Genomic DNA, 17,962 nt, shown 5'->3' with positions numbered 1-17,962 from the left:
ACTAAAAAATAACAGAGCTGTTTGAAAACTATTTACCTCTTGTGAGTTATAGGTTAAATAATACAGCGTTATGAAACAAATTAGAAATTTCAGCATTATTGCCCACATTGACCACGGAAAATCCACGCTTGCCGACCGTCTCATCCAGCATGCAAACCTCGTTGATGCAAGGCAGTTCCGTGACCAGATTCTGGACAATATGGATATTGAGAGAGAAAGAGGCATTACCATCAAAAGTCAAACGGTTAACCTGCCTTATACGAGCAAAAGCGGTGAGGAATTTGAATTGAACCTCATCGATACGCCGGGGCATGTGGATTTTTCCTATGAGGTGTCCCGTGCGCTTGCGTCATGCGAAGGGGCGCTCCTTCTTGTTGATGCCTCTCAGGGCGTTGAAGCCCAGACGCTTGCCAATCTCTATGCTGCTATGGAGCATAACCTTGTCATCATCCCTGTCATCAACAAGATAGACCTCCCTTCCGCTGATATTGATCGTGTGAAAGACGAAATCGAACACGAGCTTGGCCTTGACGCTGAGCTGGCATTACTCTGCTCTGCAAAAGAAGGGACAGGTATTGAAGATATTTTTGAAGCCATCGTTGAACGGATACCACCGCCATCGGAGAACACTGAAAAACCATTGACTGCGTTGATTTTTGACGCACAGTACGATTCATTCCGGGGCACTATTGTGAGTTGCCGTGTCTTTGACGGGGTTGTCAGGCAGGGCGATATCATCAGGCTCATGGCTATGGGCACAACGCACAAAGTCGAAGAGGTCGGCATCTTTCAGCTAAAGATGGAGCCAAAGAAAGAACTTTCTGCAGGCGAAGTCGGTTATCTCATTGCAGGCATAAAGACAGTGAGTGATACGCGGATAGGCGACACGATTACCCTTGACACAAATCCGGCTCCGAATCTGCTTCCAGGATTTGTGGAGGTAAAGCCTGTTGTCTTTTCGTCTATTTATCCTATTGCCTCTGATGACTACCTGTCGCTCGGTGATGCCCTCGAAAAATATAAATTGAATGATGCAGCGCTCATATATCAAAAAGATTCCTCAGCAGCCCTCGGTCAGGGTTTCAGATGCGGGTTTCTCGGGTTGCTTCACCTTGAGATTGTCCAGGAGCGCCTTGAGCGTGAGTTTGACCAGTCTATCATCATGACTTCACCGAGTGTTCAATACCGGTTTTATCTTACTGACGGAAGCGTTGTTACGATAGACAACCCCACGTATTATCCTGACCCTACAGAAATAGAAAAGGGTGAAGAGCCCTTTATACGGGCAAGTATCATGATACCTGAGCGCTACGTGGGAGCGGTGATGAAGCTCTGCATGGAGCGGCGCGGGGTGAATTCGCGTTTGAACTATCCTACGACAGGGAGGGTTGAGATCGCCTTCGATATGCCCCTTGCAGAGGTGATCTTTGATTTTTACGATAAGTTAAAGAGTATTACCCAGGGATACGGTTCATTTGATTATGAGATTATTGACTACAGAGAGAGTGACCTTGTAAAACTCGATATCCTTGTAAATGGCGAAAAGGTTGATGCACTGTCCATGATCATTCATCGTGAACGCTCAAGGGAGCGGGCAGTAAAGGCGTGTGACAGCCTCAGGGAAGAAATACCGAGGCAGCAGTTCAAAATAGCGATTCAGGGCGCCATCGGAGGGAAAATTATCTCCCGCTCAACCATTACGCCATTCCGGAAGGATGTAACCGCCAAATGCTACGGCGGGGACATTTCAAGAAAGAGGAAACTCCTGGAAAAACAGAAAAAGGGAAAAAAACGGATGAGGGTGGTAGGCTCGGTAGAAATCCCCCAGAGCGCCTTCATGGCGGTACTGAAAACCGATACAGAGTGAAGCGCCCAGGCCTCTATGTTCACATCCCCTTCTGCAAAACCAAATGTCCCTATTGCGATTTCTACTCAATAACAGACCTTTCTTTAATGGATTCATGGCTTGAGGCCCTTCAGAAGGAGGCGGCCCTGTATAAGGGAGAATTCAGCGCCTTTGATTCCCTCTATCTCGGGGGCGGGACACCATCCCTTCTCAGCAACCGGCAAATGGAAACCCTCATGAATACCCTCCTGACACATTTTGCATTCGCTCACAATACGGAAATTACTATTGAGGTAAACCCGGATGATATTACAGCAGATAAACTGGTATTCCTGCAATCTCTCGGGGCGAACAGGATAAGCATAGGCGTCCAGTCTTTTAATGATGAGGAACTCCTTTTTCTGAAAAGGAGGCACACTGCATCTGTTGCAGAAAAGGCTATCGATCTTGTCAGGTCATCCGGTTTTAAAAATTATGGTATTGACCTCATGTACGGGCTGCCGGGCCAGACAGAGGATACATGGACAAAAACCCTGGAGTATGCATTAACCTTTGAGCCGACCCATCTTTCCTGTTATCAGTTCACCCTTGAGGAAAGAACCCCATACGGGCAATTAAAGGCAGAAGGGAAGCTCCGCCTCGCAGGTGAATGCGAAGAAAGAAAATTATTCCTTTTAACGTCAAATCGTTTGAAATCAAACGGTTTTATCCATTATGAAATATCCAATTTTGCCAGAACTCAGAAATATGAATCGCGCCATAACAAAAAATACTGGCAGCACATACCTTGTCTCGGGCTTGGCCCTGCCGCCCATTCTTTCAAAGATGGCATGCGCTGGTGGAATCACAGGTCTGTGGAAAAATATTGTGAGGCGCTTACCAGGGGAGAAAAACCTATTGATGGTTTTGAAACACTTTCGCCTGAGCAATTATGGCTGGAACGCCTCTTCCTTGGTTTCAGAACAAAACGGGGCGTTGCCCTCGGCGATGTAAGCGGTAAACCTTCACTTGATGAAACCCTCGTGCGCGCAAAACGATCTCGCCTTGTGACAATTCGCAACAACAGAATAATCCCCACCCAAAAAGGTTACCTTATAGCAGACCATCTTCCGTTGATGTTTTGTGATTGATGCTGGATACTGGATGGTCGTAAACTGTGAATCGTGAACGTATCTTGTAATAGGAAAAAGGGTTCAGGGGTTCACGGAATTTGAGTTACAAGATTGCCATCTGAATCTCGTCAGAAAGTTTCAAAAGAGAAATCGTGTTAAACAGCGTAGTTATTGACTTTACGGAGATTTCAACAATTACATTCACAGTGAATGTTGCATGTGGTAAGTTTATTTGTAAAGATTCATTCTCAATAAAGGTTTTTTCATTACTGTTGACACCGGTGTTTCATTCGTAATTCCTTGCACAGTTTTTCACTGAGTGGTATCCTATCCCTATGGGGTAGCCTCATACGATGTGGCGTGCTTGGCCAACCACTTATTGTAACGGCTCGGCTACCCTCTTTTGCAGGAATTATAGAACATCATTGGGGCAGTAGAGAAAAATAATGAAAAACTCTAATTTGACGGACTTTAAGAAGGATTACATTCTTACCGTTATAGCCTTGGCTCTGAGCATCTTTTTTGTGCGCTTTGATGCCTATATCGTCAATTTAGCTATGCCTACTTTTGTTAATGTATTCAAAATAAGCGTCAGCCAGGCTTCATGGATTGCCTTGTCGTATGTCCTTTCCCAGGTTTCAGCAGTGATGTTGTTTGGCAAGCTGTGCAATCAATTCAAGCTTAAGAGCATCTATTTGCTGGGCATGATTATTTTTACAATAAGTTCTTTCCTATGCGGCATATCCCCGAATTTCTGGTCCTTAATAGTTTTTAGATCTGTGCAGGGTCTTGGTGGTTCGATGATGCTGGTAAGCGCCTATGCCGCTATTCTATTGTATTTACCACGCGAGAAAGTTGGGTGGGGTTTATCGATTATGACGACGTCTGCAGCTTTAGGTGTCCTTCTGGGTCCGGTAGCGGGAGGCTTGATCATCAGCCATTTTAGTTGGCCCTGGATATTTTTGATCAATCTCCCTGCAGGTATAATAGCCATAATATTTTGTCACAAGATAATCCCTGATGTAGCAGGCCCGGAAAAAACACCGGGACAAGGGTTAGACATTACCGGACTCATACTATCAACCGCCGGTTTATTTTTATTGGTTTATACGTTGAACATGGGGTGCGAACATGGTTGGGTTTCTCCTATAATATTAGCTTGTGAACTTTTTTCCATTATCTCTTTTGTCGCTTTTTTTGCTGTGGAGAAAAAATGCAAGAATCCGCTTTTGGACATGTCGCTTTTTAGCACGCGAGCATTTGCGATAGTGCTTCTATCTACCATAATTGGGTTTCTGATGTTTTTTGGTGGGAATTTTCTTTTACCTTTTTATCTAACCCAACAGGGATTAAGCCCTGAGCAGATAGGTTTTCTATTAATGGTATTTTCCGTAGTTTATATCCCAATAGGTTTATACGCCGGCCGCCTTTCCGGTAAGGTTCCTTCGAATAAGATATCCGCTTTCGCGATGTTTTTTGCCTCGATTACCGGCTTTGTGTTCGCGGCTGACTTTGGCACCGGACTCGTGGGTGTCGTCATTTATCTTATCATGCTTGCTGCTTCCTATGGCATGTTCTTCGTACCGATTAATCATTGCATTATGAGTTTTGCCTCAGATATAAACAGGGGCAGTGTGTCAGCCGTATTTAATACAGTAATGAACATCGCTATGGCAATGGGCATTGCTGTCATGGAGACGATTTATTCCGAGTTTAAAGTGCCGGTTGATGGCTTTAGAACTGCTTTTTTTGCCGGGGGAGTTTTTTGTTTTATCGCCTCGGTGATGCTGATGTTTTTCTCAGGAGAAAAACCAATTAGCGCCCACCCAGGTTCCACTTGAATCACAACCTAAACAAACCCATTTTCGACGACAGCCTACAACCAGTGGGCAAATAGATGCGAAAACCACTCCCTGATCTTGAGGAACAAAGGCCTCCTTTCCCAGTCTTCCCATCGAACATGGTCGGACTCCGCAAGATCCCTGGCAAACACCTTCTCCATTGCAATAGCGAACTCGCGGCTCAGAATAACCGCGTTCACCTCGTCACTGCTTGAAAAGCTCCAGGAGTCCATATTGGTGGAGCCCACTGTCGACCAGATCCCGTCAATGACCAGAGTTTTTGCGTGGAGTAAAGCATTGCGGCGCTTGTATAGCTTCACCCCCGATTTCAAAAGATCGGAATAATGATATTGCCCTGCATATTGGGCCAGGGAAGAATCGGTTGTTCCGGGAAGAATAATCTTTACATCAACACCGCGCTTTGCAGCATCGGTGAGAGCCTCTACCGTCTGGGGGTCAGGGACAAAATAGGCATTTGTCATATGGAGCGAATTCTCGGCAAACGTGATGGCGGCCACATACATAATGAAAGTGAGCCTGTTGGCCTCTCCCGGGGCACTGCCCAGCACTCCCACCAGAGTATTTCCCTCTTCCTTCTGATCGGGGAAATAGTTCCGGTCGGGGAGTGTCGCACCCTTCTGCCTCTGCCACGTGTCAAGAAAAAGTTTTTGGAACTCAGCCACGGCAGGGCCTTCGATGTGAACGTCCGTATCACGCCATGGCATCTGCGCCCCTTTCTCTTCTCCCCTTCCGGAAAGGCTGCTTGAATAAACCTGGCTGATGTTAACGCCCCCGGTAATGGCAGCTTTGCCGTCTACAATCAAAATTTTACGATGGTCCGATATGGCGAGACGCCATTTTCCGCGGTGCTTCAGAGGATTTATCGGGTTAAATTCTACAACCTGTATCCCCCCATCGCGCAAGCGCTGAAAGAATGCAGCGGGAGTAGTGTAGCTGCCTACACTGTCGTAGATGAGATTCACCTGCACCCCTTCCGCCTGCTTTTGCAACAACAGATCAGCAAACTTGCGACCCGTGTCATCCTCAATCTCTTCCATGGTAAACGTTTCGAGATTGATATGGTCTCTGGCATTCTCTACCGCTTTGAACATGGCGGCATAGGTGGCCGCACCATCAACGAGCAGCACGACTTTGTTCCCCTTCGTCAACGGGCTTTCACTCACCGATTCTATTACGGCAGTATAACGTTCCAGCATGTCTGTCGCGTTGACAGATCGCTGCAATCGTTCCATGAGGGCTTTGCTTTGTTTGGGGGATAACAGTCCTTTGGCCGAAGCGATTTGACGCGGTTCCTGGGCAGCCGGCACCTCGCGGATTGTTTCAGTAACGTTCGGCAGGGTCGCACATCCTCCGCTGAGGGTTAAGATAGAAATTAAGAGAAAGAACAGCAGGGAAAACATGGTTGTTTTCATCTCCTATATCATCAAGAAATTACTTCTTCATTCACGTCCGCGTTCCTTCAACCGTGCTGCACTGAACTCCGCCCCCCACAACGAGGCCTGCCACCCCGTTCTCTTTTTATTCTACCTTCTTCCATTCCTTGTCCGGATCGAACGTTTCCATCGCCTGTGCGATCTTTTCCGTCGTTTTCCCCAGATTCCTCTCGTAAACCACACCATCCTGATTCACCACAAAAGTCATGATCCCGGAGCTTCCATACCGGGCAGGATAGGCCACAAGAGCAAAACCCCCAACCATCTTGCCGTTGACCACATAGTCGTAAGCCCCTCCCGGAGCACTCTTCCCCTGGGCCGTAAGGATCTTGTAATAGTAACCATGGTAGGGTACAGGTTTGTCATCGGGTCCCTTTGTAGCATAACCTTCCTCCCTGGCGGCCGCAATGAAAGGTCCCAGAGGGCTCAACTCCTCACCTTCCTTTGTCTCCCAGTAGAGGCCGTCTTTCTTTCCAGGCTCGCTTATAAACTTGCCGGCGTACTCTAAAAGCTTGTCGCCATCGCGATCCTTGAGCGCATATTCCCGCTGGGTGTCCACATAGGCCATACATACCCGGATGACATTAAGCTCATTCTTTCCAATCCTCCTGTTAATGATCTCTTCCTTGCCTTTTTTGGTGTGGAAGAACCATGATTTACCCTTCTTCACAAGAGGAATGGGAAGGGGCCAGTCTTCGTTTCCGACATAGAGTATTGCCTTTTTGTCTCCCACCCTGTCCAGTTTGTTCTTTTCCTCATAGGACCTTAAGAAACGCTCACGATTTTCTCTGTCGGCAACCTCGTCGCCGGAAGAAATAAGGTTTTTACTACCACGTCCGAAGATGGCCGTGAGCACTTTTTGGTCATTACTTTTTAATGCGCTGACCATGGCTTGCACCGCGTCTTCAGGAGACGAGAAAGACTTCTGCCTGGTAGCTGCAGCATTGGCAGGAGAATGAATAACCAGGAGGGTTATCATGAGAACGAGGATAATCGCCGGAGTGAACCAATATACCGAAATATGTTTCTTATATGAAGCCATGTGAATCATATGTTATTCCTCCTCAAGTGGATATTTGTGAGTGGTTCTGGCCGCACTCTCATCAACGGTGCCCTGCATCGGCAGGCTTTCTATCGCTCGGCTTGTTTGCTTTCTCACCGCTGGGACGACTTACGTTTGCACCACCCGGCTTGTTTGCTTTCTCACCCCCGGGACGACTTACGTTTGCACCACCCGGCTTGTTTCCTTTCTCACCGCTGGGACGACTTACGTTTGCACCACTCGGCTTGTTTGCTTTCTCACCGCTGGGACGACTTACGTTTCCGCTTCGGGGCGCCGGGCCGGCTTTCGGGGTGATCACAGTCTGGCGGCTCGCAAGGCCGCGGTCACTCTGTGTCTTCACCTCACGGCCACTGCTGCCGACACCGCTAAGAACGGCGGGTGCTTTCTGCTGCTGCGGTGCCTGAGCTTTCTGCTGTTGCGGTGCCTGACGTGCGGTAGTACTCTTGTCTTTCTGTACCGGAGGCCGGTTAACCCCTGAAACATCTCTACGCTCCTGCACGTCCCCCTTGTTCCGGGTCTGCGTTGACATTCCCGTAGTGTCCGGAGTATGGCCTCTGACGTCACGTCTCGCATCAGGATTACCCTTAGGCACTTGTCCGTACCGCTGGGCTACAACATTATCCCTATATACGACACCTTTTCGGTGTATCGGGTCGTGCTGCCATGTGCCATGCCCCCCATCGCCATACCGATTGACGTAAATAGTGCGGTTAATATGAGTGTTGAAGTTAGCGTTCCGGTACACATTGATCTCTACGTTATGGTGGCTCCACCCGAAACCTCCCCAGGCATAACCCCATGGGATTCCTATGGCTATGCCTAATCCAAAGGATATCCCGACGCCCATTATTACTGCTCCAACCGGATAGTAATGGTAGGGAGGATAGGCGGGATACCACCAGGGACCGTAAACGACCATGGGGTCGTAAGCGGGCACGTATACAACCTGCGGGTTGACGGGCTCAATCACAATAGTCTGGCCCTGGGTTACCACTCTTTGCTGGTTTGTGTTTTGCAGCGTACCGTGGGCCTGCGCCGCCGCCCTTAGTTTCTGAACCGTGGCCATGACCTGGTCTTCCTGGCTTAAGAAGGCGTCACCCAGTCTCTGCGTCCAGTCGAGTCTCTGGTCCATCATCCCCAGCACTGAGGGGAAATTTACCAACGACTTGACGCTCGGATCCCAGTCCTGCTGGTCCAGGGCAATAGCGAACTGGTCTCCGCTCAAGTTCCGGTTTGCTGCGGCCCAACGATTTGCCGCAACAACCTCCATTGGATAGGTGGCAGCCATCAGTATCTGAACGAGCAGTGAGTCCGGGTAGAGTGCTATCGGGGCGAGCATCTGGTCCAACTGTTCCTGCCTGAACACAGGAGACACACCGCCACTCTGGGCAAAAACACCAGGAGGTACTGCCATAAGCAGAACAAGTAACCATACCAATGTCCTAATACATATTTTTGTGGTCATCGTTTTTCCTCTCTTTCACGTACCACTCACTGAATCGTCATACGGTGGTACAGATTTGTCAGATCCACTCCAAATCTCTCTCTGACTTAGTTTAATCAACCCTGGCGCTACTTTCCCTCCACCGCCGTGGCAACTGCCTTGGTCAGACTTTCAGCCTGAGGATTAGTGACCGTTTTCCGGATAAGGATATCGGTAGGGGTGATCTTCTTTTTATGATAATAGGCTTGATTCAATCCGTTACGCACCTTTACAAGGGCCCCATCAAGAGCAATTCCGCCAAACAATCCTTTTGAACTGGCAAAAGTGACAATATCCGCGCTGAGGTTGGCCGTTGAAGCTGCTGCTCCCATACCGACCGGCCCGACGGCAATACCGACATCTACGCCGAGTTTGGCGCTGTTCCCAAGGAGCGCCGTGATGCCCCGGTCGGTCATGGCAAGGAGTATCACTTCAGAGGCCTCACCGCCTGCCTGAAAACCAAAACTTGCCTCGCCAATCGTGTAAAAGGCTGGTCCTGCCCAGGTTCCCGTTTTCCTGTCACGGACCACAAAGACGCCGGTGCCGCCGGAAACGCCAACGACAAAGGCCCCTTTAAGAATCTGGGGGGCAATAAAGACGCCTCTCGCATCCTTGAGGAGATTGCGAAAAGCCTCCATTTCCTGGGCCTTGACAAAGTTCTCCAGGGTCATGCTCGCCTTTTCCACCAGTTGCGTGCTGTCCTTGGCATCATCTGCCCGGATCGGAGAAACCATTCCGGAAACGGCGAAAAGCAGTGCTCCCATGAGCAAACCTCTTACAATCCAATAGCCACATTTTTTTGTCTTCATATTTTCTCCTTTTTTCTTTATGAATCTTCCTTGGCTTCTTATAGTAAACATATCAGGGTCAGAATATGCCTTGTTAAACTATGTAGTTTCTATCTCCCCTTCTAAATACCGTTATTCTTCTCTCCTTAATGTAGTTACTATATTATTTTCATTGACATGTTCCGATTTGTATGGCATTGCCCACATTCTGTTATGTTCAATCCCTTCTCTGGCTCTGGAGATATCGCAGCAAGCCCTCTACATAAGGATCGTGCTCCTGAATGGGACTCGGGTTTTGCCTTTCTGCCCGTGAGGACAGAGGTTTTAACCACGTATCGAAAACGAAGGCTAACGCGAGCATGTTATGTACCCTGCCATTGACAGTGCCTTCTCCGTTTCCATTCCCGCTATGAAAAGGCATATTTGTTTCAGCATAATCTGGAGCCAGTAGAGTCTGTTTCATTAATTCATGACGATAAGTGAGATGCATGTTTTTGATCCTCCATGTTCAGCCTAATTTTTGCCCTGACCGTGTCCTTGGCCCTGGCCCTGACCGTGTCCGCCACCCTGCTTTTGCTCTTTTTTGTTCTCTTTTTGCTCCCTCTTGTCCTCTTTCCGCTCCGCTTTCGCCTGGTTCTTCCATTGTTTCTTCCACTGCCCGTAAGGGATGTGCTTTTCCTTCTCGTACACTACCCGGTAATCCCTGGGGACACGGTGTACGGGGGCAGGGACGTAACGCCGCTCCACAACCCCCCACGGCCCTTTGTAGGCCCTCGAGCGGTACCACTGGTTCCCGCGTGGAGACCACCAGTATCCGTTGTAGAAGAAGACGTCAATATGCGGGTCGGGAACGAAGTAGACCTTGGAGCGGGGAACCATGACCACCGCCGGGGGCGCGGCAACCACAATCGGCGGCGGGCCTATGTTGATGTCGACCTGCACTTGTGCGGCTGTCTCTTTTATCTCACCGAGGGGCATCAGTGCCCCGAGAAGGAAGACCAATCCAATAATTCCGTAGATACGTTTTTTCATTTCTAACTCCTTAGCGGTTTAAGCCGCATTAACTAACCTCTACAAACTCCATCAGAATCCCAGAGACATCTCCATGCCATAGTATTCAACTCTATTGTTGTAAAACTGGCCATGCGGATCAAATCCCTTGTACCACAGGGCCATGAGGCGCAGGCGACGCTGCCCCGGGTTGGGATGACCGAACTCGAGGCCAGCCTTGACGCTGGTATCGATGGCCCAGTTATTCTCATCGAAGCTCTTCATGTCCATCCCGCCAATCGGCCTGCCGTTCCACACAAGCGGCTTGCTGCCGCGATACTCGATCCCCCAGTGGGCGCTCATTGGTTTTAGATCACCCGGTTCCTTGTGTATCATGTACTCACCTCCGCCGTACCCTCGCCATCCGCGACATTCGCGGGAATAGATGAACTCAATGGCTTCGTAGCTGAGGTTAACCCGTTCCGGAGGATTAGCACTCAGGAGGAGTTCATCCCCCAAGTGCGAACTCTGGTGATAAATGCGGAAGCGGAACGAATTGTCGCCATACCGGTAGGTAGCTGGAATACCAATGGTGTAATCCGCGTTGATGAGGTCGTAGGAAGAGGTGTCCATGTTAAACTGGGCGAACAGGGCGCCTTCCACGCTCAGTTGCAGGCCGTTTCCCTCACGGCTGCCGAAGAACCTGTACATGCCGAATGTCTCTCCGAAGCCGACTGACGCCATGGTGTACCGCCCACCCGGTGATTTGAAGCGGTTGATGCCGACAAAGAACCGTGGCTGCTTAGGGTCGGCGATGAGTGGCCGGAACAGGTCGCCCACCGGAAAGGCTTCCCCTTCGCCGGTTATCCCAATAAACCTGTTTACTGCTCCCGGCTTGCCAGCGTCTGCAGACTTCACAACAATCGTTACCCCATGCAGTCCGTCGATATTGCGCAGCTGCTTGTCGGCCGCCTCCCGTCGCATCGGATCATCTTTAAACAAGGTAATCGTGGCAGCCCCGTTGACAATCTTCAAAGTATAGCTGCCTCTCTCCCAGTGTAAATCCCGCTCAAGGATGGAGGAAGTATAACCGGTCAGAAATTCATCGCCGGCCCTGTCCGCAGCCGTCGCTGGGGAAGATGGGAAAAGGAGCATGAGGCAGAGAGAGGCGACGCACAGGTAACTGGTAATATTGAGACAGGTAGTGATACACATCAGCATGGTCACTTCGATCCTCCGTTTCAGTCTTTCTTTATTCCCGCAACCAGCAGCACGATGCCGCCCACGAGCGCAATAGCCCCCACAATGGGCGGCAGCGGCAACGTTTTAGTTTTCTCAGCCGTCACCTGGATGGGGCCAAGATCAACGACTTTCTCTCTGGTTGTGTAGGTAATGCCCTGGTAAGCGAATGCCGCGATTCCCAGGGCAATCAGCATGATCGCAATTATGATCTTTGGTTTCATCGAACCTCCCGCTTACAACACTCGTCGCCCCTGAATGACTCTGACCAGCACGACGATGATGGCAACAACCAGTAGAATATGAATAAAATAACCCATCGTATAGCCGGTCACCAGCCCCAGCAGCCACAGAACTATCAGTATTACAGCAATCGTCGATAACATGTGATTCTCCTTTCAAATACTGGGGCTTGCGTCGCCCCCTCCATCAGCAAAAGCTGAATGGAGCCTCCCCCTCATGCTCGCTTATGCTCGCAGCCTAGATTCCAGGGCAAGCCGCGGGAGTCTATTTGGACTACTCGATGGTCATCCGGTTATTTACGTTTTTAACACCGCTTATGTCGTTGGCGAATTTGGCGGCCAGGTCTTTTTCAGATGCGTTTTTGGCCTTGCCATACAATGTGACCACACCATTATTCGTCTCTACCTTAGTGTTTATGGCGCTGGTCGAGCGATGGTAGAGTAAGGACATCTTGACCTGGGCGGTGATGGAAGCGTCATCAATATCTTCACCTACTGTTGTTTTTGGCTTTGCAGAAGCCCCGGATACTATCATCTCATTATTTACATCTTTGACTCCTTCCACATCCTTGGTGTATTCGGTCGTCAGATCCTTTTGTGCCTTACTGGCAGCATCACCTCGCAGGGTCACGATGCCGTCTTTAACATAAATATTGGTGCTACCGGCGTCTACGCTCCTATGAAACACGAGTGTAGCTCTCACCTTTTCCATGAGCCACGCATCCGAGTTCTCAGCGGGGGATTCCCCTTTGACTTCCAGCCTGTTGTCCACACTCTTGACCCCGGGCAAGCTCGCCACGGTCTCCACGGCCAATGACTTGTGGGATTCTTTGGAGACAGTTCCCGTTAAGATAACAACGCCCTCCATGGACTGGATTTTAATATCATTAGCCTGAAGATAGGTCTTGAACACATAGGACTTCCTTGCGGATGATTCGATGCGGTCATCCATCTCGGACGCCCACACAGGCACACTGATCGCTAACAGAGCGACAACAGCCACCATCAAAGCTACATGATACATTACTTTCATTGCATTCCTCCTTACAATTACTGGGGCTTGAGCCTGTCCCAGCAGCCACAGAACTATCAGTATTACAATTGTACATAACATGTGATTCGCCTTTTAAATAGATCCCCCGGTAAACCGGGGAATCTATTTCCGGGGATTGTATTTCCCCTTACTTTTAGAGTTTTGGTGACCAGCTTATCCCGTCTGGCGATGTTAATATCGTGCCATCCGTACCGACAGCAATAAATTTCTTACCCGCACGAACAATTGCCCCAAGCCAGCTTTGTGAACCCGAGATTGCTGTGGTCCAGTTCCATGAATCAGGCGACGTCACGATCGTGCCATATGCACCCACGGCTACAAATCTCTGATTACCATATGCGATACCAGAGAGATACTCTGTCGTTCCTGAATAACGCTGTGTCCATGTTACTCCGTCGTCGGGCGACGTCATGATTCTCCCGTTTGCCCCGACGGCTGTAAACGTTCCCTTAGCATAAGCCATTCCAAAGAGGTGGTCGGTAAATTGCAGGTTGCCCCGACGTACCCAGTTGATACCGTCCGGTGAGTTGTAGATGTAGCCCATCTCGCCGATGGTGACAAAATTATCCTTGCCGTAGGCGAGATTCCTCATGGCATAGGGGCTCAAGTTAGCCCTTTTGGTCCATGTGTATCCGTCTGGCGAAGTGGTGACCGTACCCGCACTGCCGACTGCCACGAAGATCCCTTTTGCTTTTGCATACTTGACGGCCCAGAGGTCGCTGGTGACGCCGGACTGCCGGATGGTCCATGTTGCCCCGTCCTGTGAGGCTGTCACGATCATACCGCGGGCGCCCACCGCCACAAATGTACCGTTACCGTATTCCACGTCGGCAAGAGGTACTTGAGCCCCGTAACTCCTAATAGTCCACGTTTCGCTGTCAGGCGAAGTCAGTATAATGCCCTTGCCATACGTGACAACATACATGGTCCCCGCTTCATCGGCCGCTTGCGCCTGCACAACACCTGAACCTGCGAAAAACATAGAAACTGCCATAATAACCATAATAACCATTGATCGTACAAACGTCTTTTTCATTTTACTTTCTCCTTTTTTATTGAGTAGGCATATCCGAATACGGATATACCCCTACTTATGCTCGCCGACTATGTAGCCTGCGGCTCCGCCTACACCGGCACCGATGGCTGCTCCAACAAGAGGGCTTCCTCCAACCAATGCGCCAAGTACGCCGCCGCCGACAGCGCCAATGCCTGCCCCGCTCAGTGTAGTCTGTTGTGTTCTACTCATTCCTGCACATCCGACAAAGGTAAAAACAAAAGCAAACATAACAAAAATAATTACAATACGTTTCATTTCATATCTCCTTTTTAGTTGTAACGTTTTCATGGCTTCTTATTGAGTGGACGGCCAGCGATGCCCGTTTTTATGTTCGGCTTGATCATCAGGTCCCAGAGCACATTAGTTACTGGCTTTTCAATCTGATCCGGATGCATATCGTAGTACCTGTCCACCCGGGCGACAACCTCATTCATGGGTGTATCAGCCATTCCCTCAACAACCTTCGATACAAAACTATCCCTTTTAAGCTCCGGGTATTTCTCCATCAGGTAATACTCAATTGACACCACATGTCCAAAACCCCAGATAAATGCCACCTTGGAATCGCGCGTCATCTTTTGCCAGAGATCTCCTTTCAGAACCGGCATGCCCAGGGAATCCTGCAACCCCTGTTCAAGACCTTTTTGGTACGCTTTTTGCGCGGGGGTCTTCTCCTCAGCCAGCACATTAAGAGAACAGGCTATGAACCCGAGCAAAAACACCACTGCAAAACAAATCCTCAATACGTTCTGTTTCTTCATATATAGTTCCTCCTTATCTTATTTAAGTACTAAAAGTCTAAGCTATGGGTATCTTCTCTGCCCGAAGGCAAGATACATATACAGACCGGGAATTACCAATACTGTCAGAGCAGAAAGTGTAGGCGCCTCATGCTGGCCGAGCGCATTCGCAACTGCTGAGAGTACCTGGTCGGCAATATCAACGGCAAACGGCGTACACAGCACAAAGAAGACAGCGGAAACAGTGCCCGCAATAACAAAGATCAGTTTCATTTTGTTCGTCATCTTATACCTCCTGTTACCTCTGTATTCAGGATACAACAGGCAATCGTTCTTGTCTGTCGCAGAACCGACAATTATTTTGTAGCGCTTTTGTGCATGAGCGTGTCATCTTTTTCGCTACAGGGATTAGGTGATGTTATGAAGCAAAGCCGAGCATAAAAATACTGATTTATAGGCAGGACAACTTAGATGTTACTTATCACCGCACAGTTGTTCCGCAAGAAATTATTTATGACAAAAGCGATGATTGTGCTTATATATATTATGTAAACAGGATAAAGAGGCAGCAATAACCGGCAAGCTCCTGTATCAATTCGTTCCAGTCGAACGGAGAGATTCCTTGTAGTATCTCTCGGGTAATCCGGTGTGCGTCTTGTATGGGGGATTCATGCGGACGTCGATATACTATAGCAATTTGTCCCGACTATGGAGATTACAGTCTTCTTCTGAAACCGGAACTCAAGGAATAAAATTGGGGACATTTCATGAATAGCAGTTTTTTCCATTTAAGCAGACGGAGAGTCTGGGTTCTCTCAAGTATCGCCGCGGTAATCCTGGGCATCGTTGCACTCTCTTATCTGATAAGCAGTGAATCCCTGCGGCGGTATATGGAGAACAGGATCAATAGTAATTTGAAGGGATATACGGTCCATATCGGAAAGGCTTATTTCCATCCCCTCGCCTTCTCTCTGGATCTTGACAATCTGATTCTGGTGCAGGAGGCCAATCCGAATCCGCCCATCGCGAACATCAACCGGCTTCACGCAAGCGTTCATTGGAGGGAAGTGCTCACCGGCCATCTGGTGGGTGATTTATCGTTCAGCCGACCGAAGTTCTACATCAACTTAACCCATGTTCGTAAAGAGAAGGAGAGCAAGGTTCCCCTCAAACAGAAAGGATGGCAGGAAGCCCTCGCGTCCGTATATCCCCTCAAGATAAACGCACTTACAATCCATGACGGGGAGGTTACCTATGTGGATGAAGGACCTTACAAGCCACTCCAAATGAACAGGATCAATTTCCTGGCCTCCAACATCCGGAATATCCATTATCCTGACAATGTCTACCCTTCGCCCATCCACCTGGAGGGAAGAATTTTCGAGAAAGGCAGAATCGCTGTTGACGGATATGCCAATTTTCTTGGAGAGCCTCACCCCTGGGCCAAGGCGGGCATCGACCTGAGTGATATGGATTTGAGCTATTTCAACCCGATTATGACCCGCCGTAATATTTCCATCCGAAGAGGAATTCTGTCAGCAAAGGGAGTTCTGGAATATAACCCCCATATCACTGCAGTCAACCTGAAGAATCTGGACATTAACGGGGCTGATGTTGATTATCTCCACCTTCCGCAAACTGTGGCCGTGGAGAAGAAAAGGATCCGGCAGGTTGTGCGCACGGCAAAAGAACTGAGTAACGAGCCCGCCTCGAAGATCAGGATAGAGGTGCTCAGGATCAAAGCAAGCAATTTCGGGTACGTAAACAGGACGACCCGGCCCAATTATCGCCTCTCTATCGATCAAATGGAAGCAAACCTGAGAAACTTCAGCAATCAGATCACAGAGGGTCCGGCAACATTCGAATTGAAGGGCAAGTTCATGGGAACGGGCAATACTAAAGTGACCGGCACCTTCCGGCCGGAAACGAAGAATCCTGATTTCAATGTCAGTGTGGCTATTGAGAATACTCAGATGCCGGCTATGAGCGATCTTTTCCGAGTCTACGGAAATTTTGATATCAAATCGGGTCTCTTCTCCTTCTATTCGGAGTTGTCGATCAAAGATAACAAAGTGAACGGTTACATAAAACCCATCTTCAAAGACATGAAGGTTTACGACAGTCGTTCAAGACAGGAGAAGAGCCTCTCCCATACGCTCTACGTGTGGACGGTGGGAGGCATATCAAAGCTTCTCGAAAACAGAGCCCGTAATGAGGTGGCGACCAGAGCCGCTGTCTCCGGAACTCTCGAAAGTCCCGGCACGAGTACCTGGGAGATTTTCATCAACCTTCTCCGGAATGCATTCATCAAATCAATCATTCCGGGATTTGAAAAAAAATTGAGTCAGCCGGAAGAATAGATTCCCGCGGGCAAGTACGTGGGAATCAGGCGAGCTTCTGCGAGCAGAAGGGGTGGCTCCGGCGGCTTTGCCGGTGGAGGGGGCGACGCAAGCCCCAGTAATAGATTCCCGCGGGCAAGCCCGTGGCACTGATATATACACGCGCTGCGCAAATAATAATGCATTCATCAACGCTTGAAGGCGTGGTCCTCTGCCTTGTGTCCAACACATTTATTCAGGATCTATGGATGGCCGATCTTCTTCTTTACCTCTTCAAAAGACGGTCTTATGAGTATCTTTCCGTTAAGATCCATTACCGGTAGCCTGGTGCTTGAGCATGACGGACAGCCGCGATGTATTTTATCCCACATCTCAGATAATTTCGCTTTATTCTTGTCCACATCATAGTAAGTATAATGATATTTATTTTTATCCAGGTTCTGCCTCATGGTCTGCGTAAAGCCGCAACTCTTCCTTCCATACACAAGTATCGAATAGGCATGAGCAGGAGAAACCGTGACCAGGCAGAGCGCTATCAACCCCAAAACCGATATGACCAAGGATACTTTTTTGGTTTTCATCTATCCTTCCTCCTTTCCATTATCTTTATTCTTTTACGAACTTTATTATTATATTTAGCAGTGCCCGTACCATAAAAAGATATGATGTATTTTAGGGGATTTGCAAGGATATTGTCGTTCTATGGATAAAGAT

19 protein-coding genes are annotated in these 17,962 nt (G+C 48.9%); 4 read left to right on the top strand and 15 right to left on the bottom strand.

The features are described 5' to 3' along the window. The first annotated feature begins 70 nt into the window (after window positions 1–70). From lepA to NTX75_16035, 3 genes are all read left to right on the top strand, one after another. The gene (lepA, locus tag NTX75_16045; protein ID MCX5817725.1) at window positions 71–1,867 is read left to right on the top strand and encodes a translation elongation factor 4; all 1,797 of its coding nucleotides are present in this window, start codon (window positions 71–73) and stop codon (window positions 1,865–1,867) included. Continuing rightward, complete coding sequence (gene hemW, locus NTX75_16040) at window positions 1,864–2,976, top strand: radical SAM family heme chaperone HemW (GenBank protein MCX5817724.1); 1,113 nt, start codon at window positions 1,864–1,866, stop codon at window positions 2,974–2,976. Before lepA ends, hemW begins: the two co-directional genes overlap by 4 nt. A 428-nt stretch (window positions 2,977–3,404) precedes the next feature. Then, window positions 3,405–4,799 (top strand): DHA2 family efflux MFS transporter permease subunit, encoded by a 1,395-nt coding sequence (locus NTX75_16035; protein MCX5817723.1) that lies wholly within the window; start codon window positions 3,405–3,407, stop codon window positions 4,797–4,799. Window positions 4,800–4,834: 35 nt separating this feature from the next. Here NTX75_16035 and NTX75_16030 read toward each other — a convergent pair whose 3' ends face one another. The 14 genes from NTX75_16030 to NTX75_15965 form a co-directional block, all read right to left on the bottom strand. Next, window positions 4,835–6,232: a phospholipase D-like domain-containing protein gene (locus NTX75_16030; GenBank protein MCX5817722.1), complete on the bottom strand. Its 1,398-nt coding sequence runs from the start codon at window positions 6,230–6,232 to the stop codon at window positions 4,835–4,837. A 106-nt stretch (window positions 6,233–6,338) separates the two neighbouring features. Next, the gene (locus NTX75_16025; GenBank protein MCX5817721.1) at window positions 6,339–7,304 is read right to left on the bottom strand and encodes a DUF2950 domain-containing protein; all 966 of its coding nucleotides are present in this window, start codon (window positions 7,302–7,304) and stop codon (window positions 6,339–6,341) included. Between the two features lie 52 nt (window positions 7,305–7,356). Further along, entirely contained in the window at window positions 7,357–8,781 is a 1,425-nt protein-coding gene (locus NTX75_16020; protein ID MCX5817720.1) for a DUF3300 domain-containing protein, read from the bottom strand. Between the two features lie 107 nt (window positions 8,782–8,888). After that, a complete protein-coding gene (locus NTX75_16015; GenBank protein MCX5817719.1) occupies window positions 8,889–9,608 on the bottom strand; it encodes a lipid-binding SYLF domain-containing protein in 720 nt (239 codons plus the stop codon). Window positions 9,609–9,804: 196 nt separating this feature from the next. Beyond that, a complete protein-coding gene (locus tag NTX75_16010; protein ID MCX5817718.1) occupies window positions 9,805–10,077 on the bottom strand; it encodes a hypothetical protein in 273 nt (90 codons plus the stop codon). Between the two features lie 23 nt (window positions 10,078–10,100). Next, window positions 10,101–10,619, bottom strand: a complete 519-nt coding sequence (locus NTX75_16005; protein MCX5817717.1) for a hypothetical protein — start codon at window positions 10,617–10,619, stop codon at window positions 10,101–10,103. A 51-nt stretch (window positions 10,620–10,670) separates the two neighbouring features. Further along, entirely contained in the window at window positions 10,671–11,798 is a 1,128-nt protein-coding gene (locus tag NTX75_16000; protein ID MCX5817716.1) for a DUF1207 domain-containing protein, read from the bottom strand. A 20-nt stretch (window positions 11,799–11,818) separates the two neighbouring features. Continuing rightward, on the bottom strand, window positions 11,819–12,040 hold the full coding sequence (locus tag NTX75_15995) for a DUF3185 domain-containing protein (GenBank protein MCX5817715.1): 222 nt from the start codon (window positions 12,038–12,040) through the stop codon (window positions 11,819–11,821). A gap of 12 nt (window positions 12,041–12,052) precedes the next feature. After that, complete coding sequence (locus NTX75_15990; protein ID MCX5817714.1) at window positions 12,053–12,202, bottom strand: lmo0937 family membrane protein; 150 nt, start codon at window positions 12,200–12,202, stop codon at window positions 12,053–12,055. A gap of 130 nt (window positions 12,203–12,332) precedes the next feature. Then, window positions 12,333–13,031: a BON domain-containing protein gene (locus NTX75_15985; GenBank protein ID MCX5817713.1), complete on the bottom strand. Its 699-nt coding sequence runs from the start codon at window positions 13,029–13,031 to the stop codon at window positions 12,333–12,335. Window positions 13,032–13,245: 214 nt separating this feature from the next. Beyond that, entirely contained in the window at window positions 13,246–14,148 is a 903-nt protein-coding gene (locus tag NTX75_15980) for a cell wall-binding protein (protein ID MCX5817712.1), read from the bottom strand. 51 nt (window positions 14,149–14,199) lie between these two features. Beyond that, the gene (locus NTX75_15975; protein ID MCX5817711.1) at window positions 14,200–14,424 is read right to left on the bottom strand and encodes a glycine zipper domain-containing protein; all 225 of its coding nucleotides are present in this window, start codon (window positions 14,422–14,424) and stop codon (window positions 14,200–14,202) included. 29 nt (window positions 14,425–14,453) lie between these two features. After that, window positions 14,454–14,930 (bottom strand): hypothetical protein, encoded by a 477-nt coding sequence (locus NTX75_15970; protein ID MCX5817710.1) that lies wholly within the window; start codon window positions 14,928–14,930, stop codon window positions 14,454–14,456. A 42-nt stretch (window positions 14,931–14,972) separates the two neighbouring features. Continuing rightward, a complete protein-coding gene (locus NTX75_15965) occupies window positions 14,973–15,194 on the bottom strand; it encodes a hypothetical protein (GenBank protein ID MCX5817709.1) in 222 nt (73 codons plus the stop codon). Between the two features lie 482 nt (window positions 15,195–15,676). Here NTX75_15965 and NTX75_15960 point away from each other — a divergent pair, with 482 nt between their 5' ends. After that, a complete protein-coding gene (locus NTX75_15960) occupies window positions 15,677–17,269 on the top strand; it encodes a DUF748 domain-containing protein (GenBank protein MCX5817708.1) in 1,593 nt (530 codons plus the stop codon). 221 nt (window positions 17,270–17,490) lie between these two features. Here NTX75_15960 and NTX75_15955 read toward each other — a convergent pair whose 3' ends face one another. Continuing rightward, the gene (locus NTX75_15955; GenBank protein MCX5817707.1) at window positions 17,491–17,829 is read right to left on the bottom strand and encodes a hypothetical protein; all 339 of its coding nucleotides are present in this window, start codon (window positions 17,827–17,829) and stop codon (window positions 17,491–17,493) included. Between the last annotated feature and the right edge of the window lie 133 nt (window positions 17,830–17,962).

It is taken from the genome of Pseudomonadota bacterium, assembly GCA_026388315.1.
In the GTDB taxonomy this organism is placed as follows: Bacteria; Desulfobacterota; Syntrophorhabdia; order Syntrophorhabdales; family Syntrophorhabdaceae; genus MWEV01.
This window is presented reverse-complemented; position numbering and strand designations above follow the sequence as displayed.

What these genes read in the sequence shown, in the direction of transcription:
- NTX75_16025 (MCX5817721.1), bottom strand. Translation starts at nt 7,304, where the DNA reads ATGATTCACATGGCTTCATATAAGAAACATATTTCGGTATATTGGTTC.
- NTX75_15990 (MCX5817714.1), bottom strand. Translation starts at nt 12,202, where the DNA reads ATGTTATCGACGATTGCTGTAATACTGATAGTTCTGTGGCTGCTGGGG.
- NTX75_16005 (MCX5817717.1), bottom strand. Translation starts at nt 10,619, where the DNA reads ATGAAAAAACGTATCTACGGAATTATTGGATTGGTCTTCCTTCTCGGG.
- NTX75_15955 (MCX5817707.1), bottom strand. Translation starts at nt 17,829, where the DNA reads ATGAAAACCAAAAAAGTATCCTTGGTCATATCGGTTTTGGGGTTGATA.
- NTX75_16000 (MCX5817716.1), bottom strand. Translation starts at nt 11,798, where the DNA reads ATGCTGATGTGTATCACTACCTGTCTCAATATTACCAGTTACCTGTGC.
- NTX75_15965 (MCX5817709.1), bottom strand. Translation starts at nt 15,194, where the DNA reads ATGACGAACAAAATGAAACTGATCTTTGTTATTGCGGGCACTGTTTCC.
- NTX75_16020 (MCX5817720.1), bottom strand. Translation starts at nt 8,781, where the DNA reads ATGACCACAAAAATATGTATTAGGACATTGGTATGGTTACTTGTTCTG.
- lepA (MCX5817725.1), top strand. Translation starts at nt 71, where the DNA reads ATGAAACAAATTAGAAATTTCAGCATTATTGCCCACATTGACCACGGA.
- NTX75_16015 (MCX5817719.1), bottom strand. Translation starts at nt 9,608, where the DNA reads ATGAAGACAAAAAAATGTGGCTATTGGATTGTAAGAGGTTTGCTCATG.
- NTX75_15970 (MCX5817710.1), bottom strand. Translation starts at nt 14,930, where the DNA reads ATGAAGAAACAGAACGTATTGAGGATTTGTTTTGCAGTGGTGTTTTTG.
- NTX75_16030 (MCX5817722.1), bottom strand. Translation starts at nt 6,232, where the DNA reads ATGAAAACAACCATGTTTTCCCTGCTGTTCTTTCTCTTAATTTCTATC.
- NTX75_15980 (MCX5817712.1), bottom strand. Translation starts at nt 14,148, where the DNA reads ATGAAAAAGACGTTTGTACGATCAATGGTTATTATGGTTATTATGGCA.
- NTX75_15975 (MCX5817711.1), bottom strand. Translation starts at nt 14,424, where the DNA reads ATGAAACGTATTGTAATTATTTTTGTTATGTTTGCTTTTGTTTTTACC.
- NTX75_15995 (MCX5817715.1), bottom strand. Translation starts at nt 12,040, where the DNA reads ATGAAACCAAAGATCATAATTGCGATCATGCTGATTGCCCTGGGAATC.
- NTX75_16035 (MCX5817723.1), top strand. Translation starts at nt 3,405, where the DNA reads ATGAAAAACTCTAATTTGACGGACTTTAAGAAGGATTACATTCTTACC.
- NTX75_15960 (MCX5817708.1), top strand. Translation starts at nt 15,677, where the DNA reads ATGAATAGCAGTTTTTTCCATTTAAGCAGACGGAGAGTCTGGGTTCTC.
- NTX75_16010 (MCX5817718.1), bottom strand. Translation starts at nt 10,077, where the DNA reads ATGCATCTCACTTATCGTCATGAATTAATGAAACAGACTCTACTGGCT.